Below are 17,077 nucleotides of genomic sequence, written 5' to 3'. Positions count from 1 at the left end.
ATTTTTTTAAACCAACTTTATAAAGGATGAGTAGTCATGCAAGTCGCGACCGTAAATGAAAACAGAATCGATGCTCGTAAGAAGTATGCCGAATATCTGAAAGCCGTGAAAGATCGACATTGTAAAGAGTACGAAGCCCTCAAGAACGCATATCGTGAACTCTCAAAGGGTAACCAGGTGATCGATATTGTTGCCACGATTCAAAACGCTGGAGTCGACCACCTTAATCGTCCTCGACTGGCGATCGTGAGGGCTGATGCAAAGCTCTGTTGGTTCCGATGGACTCATTTAAAACGACAATGGGGTGCGCCCAGTAAACCAATCTTTTCGTCGTCTAGCTCATGGAATCCATCGAAAGCCCAAAGCGTTGTTCTTCCCAGGGAAACCCTTCCAATCGAGAGCAATCCGCGAGATCGCGTTTTACGGGCGGTGGTTCCAAGCATCCCCCCTTCACTACTTCCTGATGGGAAGCTATCAAATTACCACATTCTCTGGGAAGCCGAATGGGAGACGATTCCGGTCGATCCTATGCTTCTGAAACACCTGGGAAAAAATCTCTACGTTGTTCTCGCTACCTGGGATTTGACTCCTTTAGAGCAAGCGGTTTTACGCGACTCTCAATAATTTCCAATGACCGGGTAATGTAAATTACCCACCCATTATTTTTAACCACTTTTAGAAAGTCGAAACGATGATTGAAGATCCCAAAGCTGGCGAATTTGTATTCAAACTCACAAGTAGCTGTTTCACTTATACCGTCGAAATTGTGGAAGCTGATACCTGCACATCATTGGTGAAATGTGAACACGGGGAGACGTGGGAACTAAATAGCGAGCTATTTCGGAAAGATGACTTTGATGGACTGGCTGAAGAACTCCAGAGACGTCGTGAGAATATAAATTCTGAACTCAGTGGGATCGGCTCCCGCAAAACCTATAGTCACATGCGAGTTTGACCGGGTAATGGTGATTACCCACTCATTGCTCGTGAGGTACCCATTGTTGACTAGCTATTTCACGATGTTATGATTATTTCTCTGACAGGGAAAGATGCTGACTTGACGACTTCTGTGAAGTCACTCCTATTTATTGATAATGATTGAAGGGATTTCACATGTTGCTCGGTTTTGGCTGGTGCCACCTACGCAGTAACCGTTCGCCCTTGAGTACAGCCACGTTAGCGACTGCTGTCTCAATTGATGCTGAAATAGATAAGGCGGATGAAGAACTGTGGCAGAACTTTAGGGAATGGATGGAACAGTCTGCTGGATCATTTCTGAAATGGCAACTATATGAAGGGCTCAATAATGAGCATGGCCTGTTGACATATTGTGTGTCACGGAATCACAGATCATCGGTTGTTTGGGATATGCTCGAATGGATTTCTAAAAACGGTCCTGGTAGTTATGGATTATTTTACTGTCATGATGACGAAGACGTTATGGAGCAAACTGGTTACAACCGGAATCCTCCGATGGATTATGATAATGTTTTCCGAGTTCACCGCTTACTCAATGGGGAACTGACAGAATTAGACGATCCGTTTTTTGGTATGATTGAAGGTAACATATGCCCGGTGCATCCCTATAATCGCCCAGATGAAGATTAAGTATTGAACTATTGAATTAGCAATACTTGGGGCTATCTTGCAAAAAAATAAACGCAACATGTCCGGGAAACGAACATTACCCGGACATTTTTCTTTTTTGGGATTGAAGTGATATATTCGAGAAACATTGACAGCTACAATGCCTTACGTCAATTCACTGTCTACGCGTTAGTCCACAAAAGAGAGGACTATGAATGAACACAACCAATCAAATACTATGTCTCATATTGATGATCACCGTATCTTCCATTAACGGTTGCGGACAATCACAGTCAAAGTCGCCCACTCTAACACCGGTCACAGCCCCAAAACGAGAGAAGCTTGTATCGATTGTGGATGGACCACGACCAACTGCAATTAGAGGAGCCGCTTTTGTGGACACTCATCGTTTCCATGAAATAGAAAATACCGACGAAAAATGGGTTTGTATAGAAGGAACTGTAAATCGCACAGGTGAAATTATGGGGGCTTCGTTTGTGTCAGTTACCTGTCCCACATGTGGAACACATATTTATTGTGAAAGTTTGAATCAATTGGATAAATTCGCAATCCCTAATGGGATCCGCATTATCATCCGTGGTCGCGTGTTTAATGACAATAAGCTTGCGGAGTCAATGCCGATTTCACAAAATGAGATTAATGTTGCCCTGGATGGAGAGTCAAACGCTGAACTGATGAAGTCACCTAATTCAGCAACAGACAGAAAAGAAAAATAAGACGTCCAAGCTGTCGTTGTGGTGGAATTTTAAATCAACGTTACTCGCGCGCTGTCTCATCAAATCATACTTTTCCTATTACAAAATTGACACTCAAGAGATACTCTTAATAAAAGTGACCGGGTGACGGATATTCCCAGACGCTTTGTATTTGCGGGATCAATGAATAAAGACCGGGTAAATGATGTTACCCGGTCATTATTTATAACACATTTTAGCCCGATGGTAGATGATTTACTCGGATCCCCGCCTTGCAGGTTGACGTGTGCATTTGAACAAATATAATTGATGTTTTCATCTAGTCTGTAGTTGTAGGTTAAAGTTTGCTCAATTCCTGGAAGGTGTGAGTGATTTTATGAATATTCAAGAGTTTATTAGCACTGCCATAACAGAGATAGTTGCTGGTGTATCCGAGGCGAACAAATCGATTGCGGAATACCATTGTACTACTGGCTCACACTCTTTTTATGGTGGGCAAGCAGCTCTGAACCAAATGACCGATAACCATGGGCGACTGGTTACAATGATCGATTTTGATATTGTGCTGGGAGACAATGAATCCAGCAGTCAGACAGGCGGAATTGGAGTGTGTTTAGGTGCTGTAAATATTGGTGCGAAAGGTGAGTCTAAAGGTGAAACATCTGCACATTCTAGGATGAAATTCAGTGTGCCTGTTGTACTTCCCGGCGGCTACGGGATAAAAAGAAATGAGTGAATACCCATGAACGGTAAACGGTAGTGTTAATAATTCAATCCTGAACCGTGAATAACTTTAGCTGGGGCTAGCAGTTACCCCCGGCTTTTTTCATTGACCGGGAAACGATGTTTACCCGATCATTTATTTCAAATAATTCAAGGTCGGTTAGTTTTATACTATTTGTTAAAGAAACAGGTTTGTTTTGGCAAAATCATCTCCAAATTCGAACACATATTATAGTATTTGTGTCAGCCTTAGATTAACTCCCTTGATTGAGGATCTATCAAATGTTTGATGGAATTGTCTACGCTCGAGCTGATGCGATGTCTGACCAAGAACGTCGCTGGTTTGATAATATTAAGAAGGCGATCTTCGAGAGCGACAAAGCATTTACAGATGGGAATAAGGAAGATTATTGCTTCGAAGCACTCTGTAAAGGAATTGACACAGCGAAGACCCTTCGTTTGTCACTTCGTGGTGATGATTGTTCTACAACTAACAATAAAAAACGATTCACTGAGTTTCTGGATCTAGATATCCCTGGATTCAAAAGTGATATCACTTTATTCGATCATCGCCAAGAAAAGAACGTAAGCTATTCCTTCTCAAGTATGATTTACGCAATTCGCTGTATGATCCATGAGAATGAAAATCTGAATGCCGCAGAACAACCTGATTATCATATTCTGCTTGATTGGAATTTTAAGGCTCCTGAACAAGCACTAGGAATTTATAAAGGCGATCAGATCACTCTGAATGCACGAAGTATCTGGCTGAGATTACGCGAAGTACTGGTGAAATTCACTCAAGGAATAGAGGCAATGATTGCCATAGAAAATGGTCGTGGGTGCTCAATGGGACCGGCTCCTTACAATTCAATCCGTCCGATTAAGCACGACATTTCCTAATGACCGGGTAATGTGTGTTTCCAGGACTTTGACTATGTGTGATGCAATCCTGATTTACGAAGAGCATTTTTCATCAGCTCAAATCGCTATAAAAGAGCTTGATGACTATACTTCAAAATATAATGGTCAAAGTGTTGTCACGTTTAAGCACAAACAGAAACCATATCTCCTCCCCTACTACTTTAAAGGCAATGAAACAATAGAATTCGCCAGCTGGGAGCCGCATGCCTCGCTGGAGGACTTTACTGAGTTTTTTCAAGTTATTGGTGCAGAGGGAGTTGAGATACCGGCGGTAGCGGCTCAGCAATCAAGTGTCTGGTTCAATGTGGAACCGAGACGAATTCGAGGGTGCCTTATCAGAAGACACAGTGATTCATTAATCTTTATTCTGGTTAAGCCGGCATCAGACGATTTCAAGCAGATGACGCACTTCGATTGGGAGCCGGTTTATGTTGGTGAAGAATCAGATCCAGAGATATTCAACTGAATGACCGGGTAACACATATTACCCAGTCAAATTATAGAAAGTGTTGTTTAAAAACGCATTTGAGAAAACGTTTGACTATATCGAACAAGGGCAAGAGTAACGACTCGCATCACCGCCGCTCCGGTGAATGCTAGGTTAGATAACAAGTACACGATCGCCTTCCCGCTAATCATTCTTTGGATATATACGAGCGACCCAGTCCTTGTCCCCTTGCGACAATTGGGTTGGCGCATCAACCTTAAAATCCCCAATGGTCCATTCGGACTGGATCGGATAATGCATGATCGATTTACGATCGTAAGGCTTTGTTAGTCCAAAATGGTCGGGTGGCCATTTCTGAAGTAGATTATGAAATACCATTTCACGAGACCAGTTGTTTGGTGGACCAGCAAAGAATCTATAAACAGCTTCTTCGTCCCACGGAATGGTCGCTTTGGGATTTTGATGTTCCTTTAAGAGTCCGATCGCATGCCCGAAGTAAAGGAGTATCGCCTTACGCATGTCTCCTTCTGGCCAGCTTGGATCGATGTTCATAGTGGCTTCTGAAGACGAGACGTTAAGTGCATCAGTGCCAACATAAGACCACGAGCTCAAACCTTTCTTGAATGAGACGCGGATTTCTGCGTCCTTGGGGTCAGCACCAAAACTAAACTGAAGGTTTGCGTGCTTCGTCCACTCACCAGCGACCTCTGAAACCGTTCGGTGGATATCGTCATCGCCGTCAAGAAACGCAATCTTGAGGCGAGTACCCTTTTGCCACAGTTTTAGTCCACCAGAAGACTGTGGCTGCTCACGGGAGGTGACAGTTGTTCGGACCACGGTGCTTCCACCCGATACCGTCTCCATTGCCAGTAGTAGTTCTTGCGAGCGGGACTCACGTTGCGAAATAGTCGTGAGCGATCGTTTGGCCTTTTCGACGAGGGATTGTGTTTTTGACTGCAGATGTTCGATTTCTTTGGCCGACATCTTTAGCTTCTCAAGTCCCGTATCCATGGTGGATTGGGTTGTCCCCAGTTTCGCTTTAGCTTCGGTTAAGGCCTCACGCGCTTTGGCAAGTTCATTTGACATATCGCTCAGACGGTAGCCGAAGAGAAATAAGCCAACGACCGTGAAAATTCCCAGAACTGCAACCGCAAACTTGCCGAACCGAACAAGGTCTTTGTCGAAGACGTACGTAACGTCGCCATTGTGTTGGCTTTTCGGCGCCGTAGAGATTAGCATCGTATGGCAATAACGACACTTGATGGCCTCGTCTTGGATTTCTTCTTTGCAGAACGGGCAAATCTTCATTCGAATAGCTTACATTTGTTTGTAGGTTGTTGTTGTTGCCTAACTGCTTGTATACAAAATATTAGTGCTCTAGGGTTATCAGGATTATAGCCAATTGTCAATTGATGGAATATGAACCTGTATCCACTTCCGGGGTTTTTCAGGAAAGACTGAAATGACAACGGATGTTGCTTCTCTCCTCTCTATCAGGATTACGCCGCGTGATCACTGCGGTTTACCAATTGTCCAAACTCCTTGACTTGATGTGAAATGAGTAGCAAGTGATACACTCTGCCTGTCCGGGTAATACCTGTTACCCGGTCAATCTAGTAGTCCGAATGTCCTTGCATCTCGTCATCCTCGTAGATGTAGCACTCACCGTGACAGGAACTACAAGAACGATCATCATGTCCGCCGGTCGTATAGCGACGATGCGCTGTCTTGTCCAAGCCAGTACCTTTGCAGACCGGACAAACCCGTCCCAGTCTCTGTCCTTTCTTTTCCTCTTCAGGCATCGTTGTGCCCTTTCTACATTTGATACAAATTAGTCTCCGGGTAAGACCTGTTTAACTGACAATTTGATATCACTTAGCTTACCTTAAGGAACAATGTCCGGGTAACGTGCGTTACCCGGACAACATCTTAGAGGGTGTCGTTTAAAAAAAAGTTTGAGGATATTCAACGAGGGCAAAAGTAACGCCTAGACTTCTGGTGTTCGCCGGTGTAGTGCTTGAAGGCGATTATTAACTGATTTGATTTCTGAGCTCTCTTTTTCTATTTTCGTCAATCTCATTCCAGTGTTTATCTTTCAGTGCCCCTTCAAATGAATACAAGTAATAACATACAGGCAATACCTCATTGGCATACTTTTTCTTTATCATTCGATGAGCTTCAGCAGGACCAATAACCCTCAACTCATTTTCAGAGAAGATACCTACTTCGTTGAGACGTACCGCAATTTTTTTGCCGATATTCCGTAGCTCGATTAGCTTTCTATTCTGTTTCATAGCCACTCTGATATTCTTCTTTTGGCTCTATTACCTGGACGATATCGAGATATACTCCATTGGGATCTTTCACAACGAAATGGCGTTGTCCCCAATCTTCTGATCGAAGACTTAAAACAAGATCCAAGTCTCTTTCCTTTGCCTCGAAATATGCTGATTCAGCGTCATTCGTTTCCACACTAAATATTACCCCGGAGCCATTATGTGATTCATGAAATATTTGAGGTTGCGTAGGTTGATTTGGTAGCATAAATCCAACTTGAACTCCTGATCCTGATACCAGGTGAAGATACCATTCATTTTCAAAGACAACTTGGAAATCAAAGTTATCAGTATAAAACGCTTTCGCATCCGTGGTGCTCTTGACAATGAACACTGGAAATGAGCTATTGATTTTGATCATAGTAGTTTCCAAATATAAAAGTACGATCATCCAAAGTTTTAAATCTCACCTGCCAGCATTAGTTCGTGGGCAGCACTAACTTAATCAGTAAAACGTTTGTGTCATTACCAGGCCAGATGTTGAGGTGAATGAGTGAAGCGAGCCGGCCATGGCGTTGTTTTTCGGCGCATCGTTGGGATAAATCAGACAGGATGTACAAAACTAAGATGGAGTGCCGCGTGTCGGCAGTTGAGTTCGTCACAGTCGGCTTTCGATATTTTTCCGAAAAAGGGATGTTTTTCAATTGGCCCGTTCACTTTATAGTAGTTCACCGCTTCTTTGAAGTAGTCGACGGTAGCAGGAACATCAAATTCCTTGTCCGGCCAAAAGAAAGCTTCGCCCTTTGCTGGCAGTTTAATACCCGGTTTTAACGGTTTCGAATTAATCACCATCCGCTTCATCAACGGCATTATCAGCCTCATAAAAAGTGGCGGTGGTGGTCCTTGAACGCGCCCCGTAGCGACGTCGAGACTCAGCGCAAGGTGATTTAGAATCTCACCAAATGTATGGTTTCCAGTCGTTCGAACGTCTTCCGATGCCAACTTTTCTACTTCTGCGAGAATTTCATCAAGATTTCGAAATTCTAATTTTCGTCGTTCAGTATTGTCGACCATTGTGGTTTACTTTCAAAAACGGTTTCTTCCAGTTGGATAACATTTCACATCTCCGGAAGCAAAATGAAGAGACATGAGTAAAGGTACTCTATACATGTTGATCAATTAAGATCGGGTTGCCATCTGGATCAATTATTTTGAAGTTTGAAGGCCCGCTTTCACCGCTAATTGAATCATCTACTACCTCAATGCCTTTGGATTCAAAATCCTTTTTTAATTCTCGTACATCAGTAAATGAGTCCGTATTTTCTGCATTCTGGTTCCAGCCAGGATTAAAAGTTAATATGTTACTTTCGAACATGCCTTGAAACAATCCAATGTTTGTTTCTCCGTTCTTCATTATCAAGAAATTATGGGACTCAGAACCTGCGAAAACTTCAAATCCTATTTTCTCATAGAATTCTTTAGATTTCTTCAAATCTTCGACACTCAAGCTTATTGAAAAGCAACCAAGTATCATATTGGCCTCCGTGTACTGAGTTTTGAATATTAACTATTGATAGACAGAATTTGACTCTATCTAAATCTAACAGGATTTCTGCCTATCATCAATTGATTTTGTGTAGGCTTGTTTACACACCTGGGGTATCAGGGAAGACCGGCATGACAGCGAAAGTTGATGCTCTCCTCCCTATCAGTATCACGCAGATTGACCACTGCCGTTCGTGGGGCGCCCAAACTCCTTGACCTGATGCGAAATAAGTCACAAGTGATGCACTATGCCTGTCCGGGTAACTGTGGTTACTTGGTCAACAGATCTAACCAGCCATAGGAAAAAATAATGACCGGGTAATAACCGTTACCCGGTCATTTTTCATTAATGGATGGCCGCAAGACGCGATATCTTTTCATTTAAGCCCAAACGGACGTCTCTGCGGGAGAACGCGACACGAGGCCTCTCAGGGGCTCAGACGGTCGCAAGCACCGAAACTGTGAAAATTAATGAACTTTCGGTCGATCTGCTTGCTTGGGTTCCGGACCGATCTCGGAGTGATACGGAAACATCTTTTTCGCAATGGCCAGGACTGGTTTCAACTGGTCCATTGAGAGGCCTCGTAGCGATTTATTTTCACGTGCAGCAAATCGATTAAGCGACCACCAGTCCTCGTGTTCGAGTTCCAGCGTGATGGTCTTTTTTCTTCTCTTCATCCAAATGGCCTTGACTTTTTTTTACGAGTCGACGCGAAATTGTAATTGCAGCGAAAAGCCGGGGCCGAACGATGGAGCGGGAAGTTCTGGTAAATTTCAAGAGCGGACGAGCATGGATGCAACTCCGCTTTATAACATTTCTTTCCCAGGTAAGGAAGCCGAAACGATGCTGGATAAGCTCCCCCTCAATGGTAAGAAGACGTACGTCGTCGCCATCGTCACCGTGATATACGCGGTCTGCGGAATTCTACTTGGCGACATGCCCACCAATGAAGCGATGATGTTGATCGCCGGCGCGCTGGGCATTACCACGATTGGCCATAAGATCGACAAGTCTAAACCCATTACAATGGAACTTGGTGAAACCACTTTTGCTGAGTTGAGGACATTCACGCCGAACGAAGATCCGTCTTTGCAGGAATGAGCGGCCTACTCAGAATCATCGCTGTTGTTTTTGAGTGGCTATTCTCTCTTCATCAGAAAAAGTACAGCGATCAAAATGAACGACTCGAAGAAGTTGAAAGGATTCAACAGGATGCGAGCAAAGGAAACGAACAGGCGGTTCAGTCCCAGTTTCATCGCTGGCGTACTCGTGCTCGGATTCGTCGCAATAAGCGGTTGTAATGTCTTTGAGCGTTACGAACGCAAACCAAAACCGGACGTGATCACTGTTCCTGACCAGATGGTCCCGAACAAGCTCGACCAGGGCGAGCCTGCTCCCTTTGATGGCTGGCTATTCTCCACTCCTCTTTTCAATGAATACGCCCCCCACTGGCAAAAGGGGCCATACGGGAGCGACCACGAATGATGTCGATCTATCCAGATCCGGAAGAATCAAAGCTACGCGATTCGATCTGTTTGCTCATAGTGCTGATCATCGCGTTTGTTCTGCTCTTATTCACTTTGCCTGGCTGCCAGGCAGATCAGCGGACGTATCAGCCGTTTGTTGAGCCCCCTGTTCCAGCTGAGCGCCCCGTCGAAAAGATCCGGCCTGCGATCCATGATGCCGCGGTCCGTGTCGATGAGGTATTGGAAAAGACGCCGGTGCCGGCCGTCGCTGAAGTCCTGGCCGATGATGCCCTGGACATGATTGAGAAAGTGGATCCCTTACCAAAACCAGCAGCCCCCGATCCCAGGGCGGCTGAGATTATAGAGCCGGAATTAGAGCCTGTGATTATTCCGGACGAAGATCAAAGCGAACAGACAGAGTCCGATATAGGGACATGGATCATCGTTTGTTTCGCTCTGATCGTTTTGATTTATGTTTCATTTCAACTGCTGAAAGGTTTCAAGACCGATGTCAAAGACTCTGAGCGCAACGGATCGACCAGCTGAATGCCTGGGCGTGGATCCCGTGATCGAGTCCGTAGAGGACCTCGATAAAGCCATCTATGAACTTTCTTTTCTGGGAGCGTTGGACACCTCGATCGACGCCCGTTGTACTGAGCAGATCGAATCCCTCAAAAGCCAGTACGAGAAAAAGAAAGTGCTGCCCTTCCCACCTGGTCGTATCGTTTACATCAAAGAACGTGTCGAGCAGCTGACGGCTCTGGTCTGTGATTATTGTCGAGCCCATCGATCAGAGCTGCTCGAGGGTAAGAAGAAAACCAGAACGCTGCCGCACGGTTCGGTCAGCTTCAAAGATCAGCCGGCCAAGGTTGAGTATCGCGCCGGTCTGAAAGAAGCGGACAGCATGAAACTGCTCGACAAGCTTTTGAATTCAACATTGATCGAACTGATCCTCGCCTGGTTGAAATCCATTTGTATCTTTGGATCGAACAAAGAAGCACGCTTGTTATCCGAAGTCGTCGAGCTGAAGCCGAAACTCAGCATCACGAAGATCAAAGAGGCGTACGAAAAGAAACGACTGACGACAGAACATCTGAAACAACTTGGTTTGAAATACACCAAGGAATCAGAGAAGTTAACGGTCAAATATGTTTGAATTTTCAATGTTCTTTGCTCATATTATTTATCCTCAAAATAGTTTACGTTTTTTTGAGATCGCTCATTATTTTTGGGGAACTTTAATAGTATTCTAAAACCCGATCCCCACTACTAACCAATTTCCCATTTACTGTAAACTCAGTTAGAAATCAGTGAGGACGAATAAAAATCATTTCGGTCTAAGTTTCGTCATTGCACATTTTACTGTTGAGCAATGTGAGAAAGCCTTAACAAGTTGTTTTCTTTTTGTTTCTGGGCGTGAGTGAGTGTAAGTGGCAGTCATTCCTAAGCCGTGACTGGCTCCATTTGTTGCTGAAATGGAATGCCCCATCAGTTCACTGCGGATCAATGGGTCCACATTTCCGTCTTGTAGATATGTGGCAAAGAGATGCCGGAGAGATTTGGGAGCTGTAAACCGAGGTAGTTCGATTTGTTTTGTCAATCTGATAAATTCCGTTCGTATCCGGTCGGTTTTCAAAGCACCGCAATCGCGCCAGATTGTTCGTGAGAGTTTCGTCCACTTGTTTCTGTTAATGGCCTTGCCGGAAGCTGTTTCTTCTTGCGCTACTCGTTGCTTGAGTAAGTCTTCGAGTTGCTTTTCAGTTTGGCCATTTAGCTCAGGCGTTGCTGAGGCTGATGAATAACGGCGTTGCAAAAAGACAGGCCCTGTGAGTCGATCACCAACCGTAATCTTTAGGACATCTCTCAGTTCATCAATCAATGGGATTTCGCGCTCATTGCGAGTTTTAACTTGCCAGCCTAAATGAGGTTTGTTTCTTACGTAGAGCATTCCTGTTTTCAGATCGAGATCGTCGGGCAGCAATAGATGCGTGAGTTCTCCTGGTCGGAGACCTGTCAGTATGAGAGTGAGAAAGATAGGAAACTGCCAGTCATCACAGGCTTCCAGAAATGTCTTTTCCTGATCGGGGCTGAAGATAGAAACAGCTTTGGCATTTTCGATCGGGATGCGGTCCAGATCGAGACAGGAGAAGGGGTTTTCGGCATACGGAGAAAGATGTCGTCGTTTGATCGCGTAGCCGAACATGCTTCGGCAGCATTGCAAAATGTATTTGATGCCTTTGTCGAGGAGGGGGCGCTTCTGTGAATTCTCATGCCCATTCGGCGCGACTTTGATCGTCCGTAGATAATGCACAAACTCCTCAGCATGTCTGGCCTGGAACTGAGAGGTTTTCGACGCGACACCTTTCTCTCTGACGAAGTTGATTAGATGGGTTGTGGCTGCTCGATAGCGACGGATGGTTTGCAGGGAAGAACGCAGAACCTGCTCGTGATGGTTGAGCCATCTGGTTTGCAATTCATCGATCTGTACCGGTTCAAAATTGAAAACGGAATGAGTGTGTGACTCCAATTGAGAATTGATCTGGGCTGCCATCTGACGCGCATGGTCTTTGTCAGGACCTATCCGGGGACGTAAACGTTTACCGTTTTCTTGATAGGTGAGGTACCAGATTTTACCGCGCAGATCGCCGCGGACTTTGCCGATACGGAACGATGTCTTCCGATTTTGTTTTGATGATTGCTTCATCAACAGAACCTTTCAGAGAACCCCCGTGCCACAAAACGCCACAAAAAGTGCCACAAATGGGAAGCTCTGGAGCGGTCCAGAAAAAGCAAATGCCGCTGAGTTATAGGCTTACAACTCAACGGCAATCAATTAAGCGGAGAGAGGGGGATTCGAACCCCCGGTCCCGTTACCGGGACACAGCATTTCCAGTGCTGCACAATCGGCCACTCTGCCACCTCTCCGAGTGGTTCATCGTCGGTCAAGCTTTGTTAACCAGCTTGAAAGCTCGTACTTAGTCTTCTGAAGCAGAAGCGAGCTTCTGTTTGATTGCTTCTTCTCTGTCTTCAATTACCTTCAGGGACTTGAGACGATTGACAATCTGAGTTCTTTGTGCGTTGACCTGACGCCATTTAGGGTGCTTTTTTCGTGCTGCATCAGTGATGTTCTGCTCATCGAGTACTTTACCGTAATCTGCGATGGCGGTTTCAGCGTTTTGTAATTGTCGTTCCAATTGAGCTCTTCGTAAAGACATTGTCTTCCACTGTCCCTTATGATGTATTAATGACCGTTTATTCGTGATCCGGGTTCACCCCGATTATCTGTGCGTAAAGCGAGCACTTCCCTTTTTAGAAATGCAAGGGAACGAAGATTCTAACAAGATCAGATTGGATTTGACAACGGTCAAGTCGCGTAACCTGCTGTATTGACGTGTTTTTTGTCAGAAAAGTTTACGTATGATCATCCTTCATGGCAATCTGGAACGTCGTTCCTGCCATATCTGATTGATCACAGACCGTATTTCTCAGTGAGAACTAAGAGGTTCAGCCTCATTTTGTGTTGGTTCGACGGTCAAGCGGTTGTGGACCTGGCGAACGCCGTCGACTCGACTGACGGATTCCTGAGCCAATTGTTTTACGTAATAGCTGCTGACAATGCCGGTTAGAAACACCTGTTCCTGCTCAATCTTATATTGAACATTCTGGTTGGCAATAAGACTGGAAGTTGAAATAGCATGCTTTACCAATTCACTGAGCTGGTGGGCATGATCAAAGGCGATGTGCTGTGACATAATGGACCGATACTTTAAGGATCTTAAAAAATTTACCCTATCCTTATACATTTTTCTCATCCTGAAGTTAGAAGAAAGTAGTGCAGCCTGCATTTGCACACATTGTTCTCTTCGGCCCTGGGGTTTGAGGGCTATCAGGAAAAATGTAACGATCTGATTGATTTCGTAGCTCTGGGCAGGATTAGGGATTATAATCCTGAGAATTGGCATGAGTGGACTTAATGCCAAGTAAGGAAAGTGTTTATATCTCAGAAGTTAAATACTGATGACTACTGGTTTCTTCGAGGCTTTTCTCTCAGAAACAGTGTTCCTTGGTTTTTCAGTCCGGTACAATCAAGGGTACTGGATCAATGGACGTGCAGTGATCTGCTCGCTTGGCTGCCGCTGGGCCGGGTATGTTGCAGGCGATACTGTGTTATTCGTAGAAGGATGAGCCTCTTGGTAATTATCAGTGACCAGGAACTATTACAACGGTCAGTAGAACCTGCTCATGATTTGTTTCCGGTGATGCGACGGGCGGCCGTGATGTCGCCGCTGGTCATCTTACTGGCTTTAGGGCCCGGATTACTGGCGTTCCATTCTTATCGGATCGATGAACTCTCTGCCTGGTTTGGATTGGAGTGTCTTGGCAAAGCCCATTTGATCAGTGACAGCAGCAACGCACTGATCTCTCAACCTCCGTTGGTTCGGTGGCTTTGTACGGGGCTCCTTTCCATCGTCGGACACTGGTCTTCTTCACTGGTTCTTTTTTCCTATTTTTCGACAGCCTGCATGCTGATTGTTGCCTATCGATTAACAAGAAAAGTATGCAATCCGCGATATGCACTTGTGTTCTGTTTTCTGCTCGCATTTCATCCTGTGGTCTTGAAGCAAATACAACTGATTGAATCGCCTGCGTTTCCGCTTCTCTTTGCCTTACTGACGATTTGGGGGTACATCACCCATATCCGATCAGAGTCTGGAATCGTGTCGTACAAGCTGTTATGCGGCGGGATTTCATTAGGACTGTGTTTATTATCCGGAGGGGCTCTGGCATTGGGAGTCCTGTTGATGTTGTCCCTCTATATCGTGAATCCTATCGATCTCCCCAAAAGCCGTTCTGCTGCAGAACAGAGAAAACTACCTGTCTTAAAACAGGCAGTGCGAGCCTGGAAATCGATATTGATTCTGGGGTTTACCGGTTTTGCTGTCGGGGGCTGGTGGGAATTGATGGCAGCGTCGCAGATTGATGGATTCTGGGGGAAATGGTTTGCCGGTCCCGGGCAGCCGAATATCAGCTTGTATTGGAAATCAGAATTTTATCCTTCTTATTTTGTCCGCGACGTCATTTCCTCAATGGGCTTTTTACTGGGGTTCGCGTTGTTTGGTTTATTTCACGGAGTCAAGCGTGTTCTCAATCCCGTAGGTAATCAACAGGAAATCGCCTGGCTGCGATTGGTTGTGATCTGGGTGTTCTGTGGGGCATTTTTCTGGTGGGGCGTACAATTTCTTCCGCAGATGGAAACCAGTACCCGGGCCATGTGGAAATTATTCTTTATCATTCCCATGATGGCAATCGTGGCTTGGGAATTTCAACAGATTGCGCTCCGTCGCGTCAGTTATCCTACTGTGCTTGCTGTATTCACCGTGGGAGTGCTTTCGGTGATTTTTATCAGTGCATCGCAGGGAGATACGCTCAGTCCCCAGATCTCGGCCCGTTTTTTACGCCAGTTGGTCACGCTTGGTTTATCGCTGGTAATGGTGCTGTGGTACAGTCATCGCTTTAAAAAAGAGCATGGGCATCGTGTGGTCGAGATGGCATTAGTTATTGCATTGTCGAGCCTGCATGTTGTGTATGGTGTGTATTCAATCCCCAAGCCGAATCCGGCGGGGGAACGGCTCTTGCAATTTGAACATCAGCTGCGACTTACCCAAAACGTGACAAACTGTGTTCTGGTGAGTAAAACAGATGAACCTCCACTGGAACTGACGTTTCTCATCTTCTATCTTTGGGGCGACATTGACTTCAAGCAGATCCAGGGGACTGTACTTCCACAGGATCTTAAGCTCTCCACTGTAGACAAGACTGATTCGACTAAAGAGAAGCAGGTGATAATTCGCTGGGGGGCTTCGCCTGTTTCGCTACGGAACCTCGTCAATGCCGGCTTTAGTTTAAAGCCGGTGGCCTCACCTGATGTTTACAAGCAACAGGAACTGCAGGCAGATTTAATCAGCAAATCGCCTCAGGGTTTTTAAGTATTGAATTTGTATTTTGATCGTGAATATTTTTACTTCGGAGTAACAACGATGAACCGCTTAGAGATCACACGTAGTCGCGTGATGCACTATTCATTTCTGAAATCAGGCCTGTTATTAGTGGCCTGTCTCCTGATTCTGGGGGCGAATACCGAAGCAGCAGAACCTGTTCAACTAAAAGAAACAGACAGTCAGAAATGGTATAAAGGAAACTTGCACACGCACTCTCTCTGGAGTGATGGCGATGACTATCTCGAGATGATTGCCGACTGGTACAAATCGCACGGGTACGATTTTCTCTCATTTACCGATCACAATGTGCTTTCCAATTCAGAGCGCTGGACCGTTCCCGAAAAGAATAAAGGAAAAATGAAAGCTTATGAGAAATTGAAAAAACGTTTTCCTGATTGGATTGAAGAGCGGAAAAATAATGATGGCCAGACTGAGGTCCGTCTGCGCAGGTTTGAAGAAGTGTCGGACAAACTGGGGGAGCCTGGAAAGTATCTGCTGATTCAAAGTGAAGAAGTAACGGATCGCTATAAAAATATGCCCGTGCATATGAATGCTACTAACTTACATTCTCTGCTGACGCCGCTTGGTGGTAAAAGTGTTTATGAGGTGATGCAGAACAATACGAATGCCTTGCTGGCACAACGGGAACGGACCGGGCAGTCCATGATCATTCATCTGAATCATCCCAATTTTCATTATGGAGTTACGGCAGAAGAATTGATGAAGGTTGTGGGAGAAAACTTCTTTGAAGTTTATAACGGCCATCCCGGCGTGAATAATAAGGGAAATGATACTTACCCCAGTACCGACCGGATCTGGGATATTATTTTGACCAAAAGACTGGCTGAGTTGAACTTGCCGATCATGTATGGTTTGGGTACTGATGACGGCCATAATTATCACAAAATTCCCAGTCGTGCGAGTGAGCCGGGCCGGGGGTGGGTCGTTGTGTTATCGGAGAAGCTGGAGCCTGAAGCACTGGTTGAGGCGATGGAAGCAGGGCGTTTTTATGCATCGTGTGGTGTGAAATTGAAATCTGTTACCTATTCCGATAAGGGAATTCAAATTGAAATCGATCCGGAAGAGGGAGTGGAATACACCACGGATTTCATTGGAACACTGAAAGATTATCCCAAAGCTGGCATACCGAAATTAGACAAACGAGGTCAGGAGTTGCATGCCACAAAAAAGTACAGCAAAAAAATCGGAGCAACCTTGAAGTCAGTCAAAGGTACTTCACCCAGCTACGATTTTAACGGCAAGGAAATTTACGTTCGGGCTCTAGTGAGATCAACAAAACTGCATCCTAATCCGGCACAACTGGGGGAAGCCGAACGTGCCTGGGTTCAACCTGTTGCAGGACCAGCTGCACCCAAGCAGGATTAAGCTCAA

At 45.2% G+C, this 17,077-nt stretch carries 22 protein-coding genes and 1 tRNA gene; 12 read left to right on the top strand and 11 right to left on the bottom strand.

The annotated features are described in order from the left end of the window. Nucleotides 1-36 precede the first annotated feature (36 nt). The 6 genes from Enr17x_RS20130 (at nucleotide 37) to Enr17x_RS20105 (ending at nucleotide 4,416) form a co-directional block, all read left to right on the top strand. Nucleotides 37-624 carry a hypothetical protein gene (locus Enr17x_RS20130; RefSeq protein WP_145311509.1) on the top strand — a complete coding sequence of 196 codons (588 nt, stop codon included), beginning with the start codon at nucleotides 37-39 and terminating at the stop codon, nucleotides 622-624. Between the two features lie 489 nt (nucleotides 625-1,113). Further along, nucleotides 1,114-1,608 (top strand): Imm7 family immunity protein, encoded by a 495-nt coding sequence (locus Enr17x_RS20125; RefSeq protein ID WP_145311508.1) that lies wholly within the window; start codon nucleotides 1,114-1,116, stop codon nucleotides 1,606-1,608. Nucleotides 1,609-1,982: 374 nt separating this feature from the next. Then, complete coding sequence (locus tag Enr17x_RS20120) at nucleotides 1,983-2,324, top strand: hypothetical protein (protein ID WP_145311507.1); 342 nt, start codon at nucleotides 1,983-1,985, stop codon at nucleotides 2,322-2,324. Between the two features lie 355 nt (nucleotides 2,325-2,679). Further along, nucleotides 2,680-3,039, top strand: a complete 360-nt coding sequence (locus Enr17x_RS20115) for a hypothetical protein (RefSeq protein WP_145311506.1) — start codon at nucleotides 2,680-2,682, stop codon at nucleotides 3,037-3,039. A 269-nt stretch (nucleotides 3,040-3,308) separates the two neighbouring features. Next, nucleotides 3,309-3,929, top strand: a complete 621-nt coding sequence (locus Enr17x_RS20110) for a hypothetical protein (protein ID WP_145311505.1) — start codon at nucleotides 3,309-3,311, stop codon at nucleotides 3,927-3,929. Nucleotides 3,930-3,963: 34 nt separating this feature from the next. Beyond that, nucleotides 3,964-4,416, top strand: coding sequence for a hypothetical protein (locus Enr17x_RS20105; protein WP_145311504.1), 453 nt, complete (start codon nucleotides 3,964-3,966; stop codon nucleotides 4,414-4,416). Nucleotides 4,417-4,581: 165 nt separating this feature from the next. Here the strand turns inward: Enr17x_RS20105 and Enr17x_RS20100 are convergent, their stop codons facing one another. From Enr17x_RS20100 to Enr17x_RS20070, 7 genes are all read right to left on the bottom strand, one after another. Then, nucleotides 4,582-5,706 carry a hypothetical protein gene (locus Enr17x_RS20100; protein ID WP_145311503.1) on the bottom strand — a complete coding sequence of 375 codons (1,125 nt, stop codon included), beginning with the start codon at nucleotides 5,704-5,706 and terminating at the stop codon, nucleotides 4,582-4,584. Nucleotides 5,707-6,011: 305 nt separating this feature from the next. Further along, a complete protein-coding gene (locus Enr17x_RS20095) occupies nucleotides 6,012-6,200 on the bottom strand; it encodes a hypothetical protein (protein ID WP_145311502.1) in 189 nt (62 codons plus the stop codon). Between the two features lie 228 nt (nucleotides 6,201-6,428). Further along, a complete protein-coding gene (locus Enr17x_RS20090; protein ID WP_145314078.1) occupies nucleotides 6,429-6,692 on the bottom strand; it encodes a TfoX/Sxy family DNA transformation protein in 264 nt (87 codons plus the stop codon). Beyond that, on the bottom strand, nucleotides 6,679-7,095 hold the full coding sequence (locus Enr17x_RS20085) for a VOC family protein (protein ID WP_198000696.1): 417 nt from the start codon (nucleotides 7,093-7,095) through the stop codon (nucleotides 6,679-6,681). Before Enr17x_RS20085 ends, Enr17x_RS20090 begins: the two co-directional genes overlap by 14 nt. A 182-nt stretch (nucleotides 7,096-7,277) precedes the next feature. Further along, complete coding sequence (locus tag Enr17x_RS20080; protein WP_145311500.1) at nucleotides 7,278-7,748, bottom strand: DUF1569 domain-containing protein; 471 nt, start codon at nucleotides 7,746-7,748, stop codon at nucleotides 7,278-7,280. Between the two features lie 88 nt (nucleotides 7,749-7,836). Continuing rightward, nucleotides 7,837-8,208, bottom strand: a complete 372-nt coding sequence (locus Enr17x_RS20075; RefSeq protein ID WP_145311499.1) for a VOC family protein — start codon at nucleotides 8,206-8,208, stop codon at nucleotides 7,837-7,839. A 479-nt stretch (nucleotides 8,209-8,687) separates the two neighbouring features. Next, nucleotides 8,688-8,897, bottom strand: a complete 210-nt coding sequence (locus Enr17x_RS20070) for a hypothetical protein (RefSeq protein ID WP_145311498.1) — start codon at nucleotides 8,895-8,897, stop codon at nucleotides 8,688-8,690. Nucleotides 8,898-9,009: 112 nt separating this feature from the next. Here Enr17x_RS20070 and Enr17x_RS20065 point away from each other — a divergent pair, with 112 nt between their 5' ends. The 4 genes from Enr17x_RS20065 (at nucleotide 9,010) to Enr17x_RS20050 (ending at nucleotide 10,842) form a co-directional block, all read left to right on the top strand. Continuing rightward, nucleotides 9,010-9,321, top strand: coding sequence for a hypothetical protein (locus Enr17x_RS20065; protein WP_145311497.1), 312 nt, complete (start codon nucleotides 9,010-9,012; stop codon nucleotides 9,319-9,321). 111 nt (nucleotides 9,322-9,432) lie between these two features. After that, nucleotides 9,433-9,705, top strand: coding sequence for a hypothetical protein (locus tag Enr17x_RS20060; RefSeq protein ID WP_145311496.1), 273 nt, complete (start codon nucleotides 9,433-9,435; stop codon nucleotides 9,703-9,705). After that, nucleotides 9,702-10,232, top strand: coding sequence for a P1/P2 acidic ribosomal protein (locus Enr17x_RS20055; RefSeq protein ID WP_145311495.1), 531 nt, complete (start codon nucleotides 9,702-9,704; stop codon nucleotides 10,230-10,232). The genes Enr17x_RS20060 and Enr17x_RS20055 overlap by 4 nt, the downstream gene beginning before the upstream one ends. Beyond that, nucleotides 10,195-10,842, top strand: coding sequence for a host-nuclease inhibitor Gam family protein (locus Enr17x_RS20050; RefSeq protein WP_145311494.1), 648 nt, complete (start codon nucleotides 10,195-10,197; stop codon nucleotides 10,840-10,842). Before Enr17x_RS20055 ends, Enr17x_RS20050 begins: the two co-directional genes overlap by 38 nt. Before the next feature lie 171 nt (nucleotides 10,843-11,013). Here Enr17x_RS20050 and Enr17x_RS20045 read toward each other — a convergent pair whose 3' ends face one another. From Enr17x_RS20045 to Enr17x_RS29690, 4 genes are all read right to left on the bottom strand, one after another. Then, nucleotides 11,014-12,390, bottom strand: coding sequence for a tyrosine-type recombinase/integrase (locus Enr17x_RS20045; RefSeq protein ID WP_145311493.1), 1,377 nt, complete (start codon nucleotides 12,388-12,390; stop codon nucleotides 11,014-11,016). Between the two features lie 134 nt (nucleotides 12,391-12,524). Continuing rightward, a tRNA-Ser gene (locus Enr17x_RS20040) sits at nucleotides 12,525-12,611 on the bottom strand. Nucleotides 12,612-12,661: 50 nt separating this feature from the next. Beyond that, nucleotides 12,662-12,901 carry a hypothetical protein gene (locus Enr17x_RS20035; protein ID WP_145311492.1) on the bottom strand — a complete coding sequence of 80 codons (240 nt, stop codon included), beginning with the start codon at nucleotides 12,899-12,901 and terminating at the stop codon, nucleotides 12,662-12,664. Nucleotides 12,902-13,171: 270 nt separating this feature from the next. Then, nucleotides 13,172-13,438, bottom strand: coding sequence for a BON domain-containing protein (locus Enr17x_RS29690; protein ID WP_198000695.1), 267 nt, complete (start codon nucleotides 13,436-13,438; stop codon nucleotides 13,172-13,174). Nucleotides 13,439-13,876: 438 nt separating this feature from the next. Here Enr17x_RS29690 and Enr17x_RS20025 point away from each other — a divergent pair, with 438 nt between their 5' ends. After that, nucleotides 13,877-15,673, top strand: a complete 1,797-nt coding sequence (locus tag Enr17x_RS20025; protein WP_198000694.1) for an ArnT family glycosyltransferase — start codon at nucleotides 13,877-13,879, stop codon at nucleotides 15,671-15,673. Nucleotides 15,674-15,724: 51 nt separating this feature from the next. Beyond that, nucleotides 15,725-17,071, top strand: coding sequence for a CehA/McbA family metallohydrolase domain-containing protein (locus tag Enr17x_RS20020; RefSeq protein ID WP_198000693.1), 1,347 nt, complete (start codon nucleotides 15,725-15,727; stop codon nucleotides 17,069-17,071). Nucleotides 17,072-17,077 lie beyond the last annotated feature (6 nt).

Source organism: Gimesia fumaroli, from assembly GCF_007754425.1.
Taxonomy (GTDB): domain Bacteria; phylum Planctomycetota; class Planctomycetia; order Planctomycetales; family Planctomycetaceae; genus Gimesia; species Gimesia fumaroli.
This window is presented reverse-complemented; position numbering and strand designations above follow the sequence as displayed.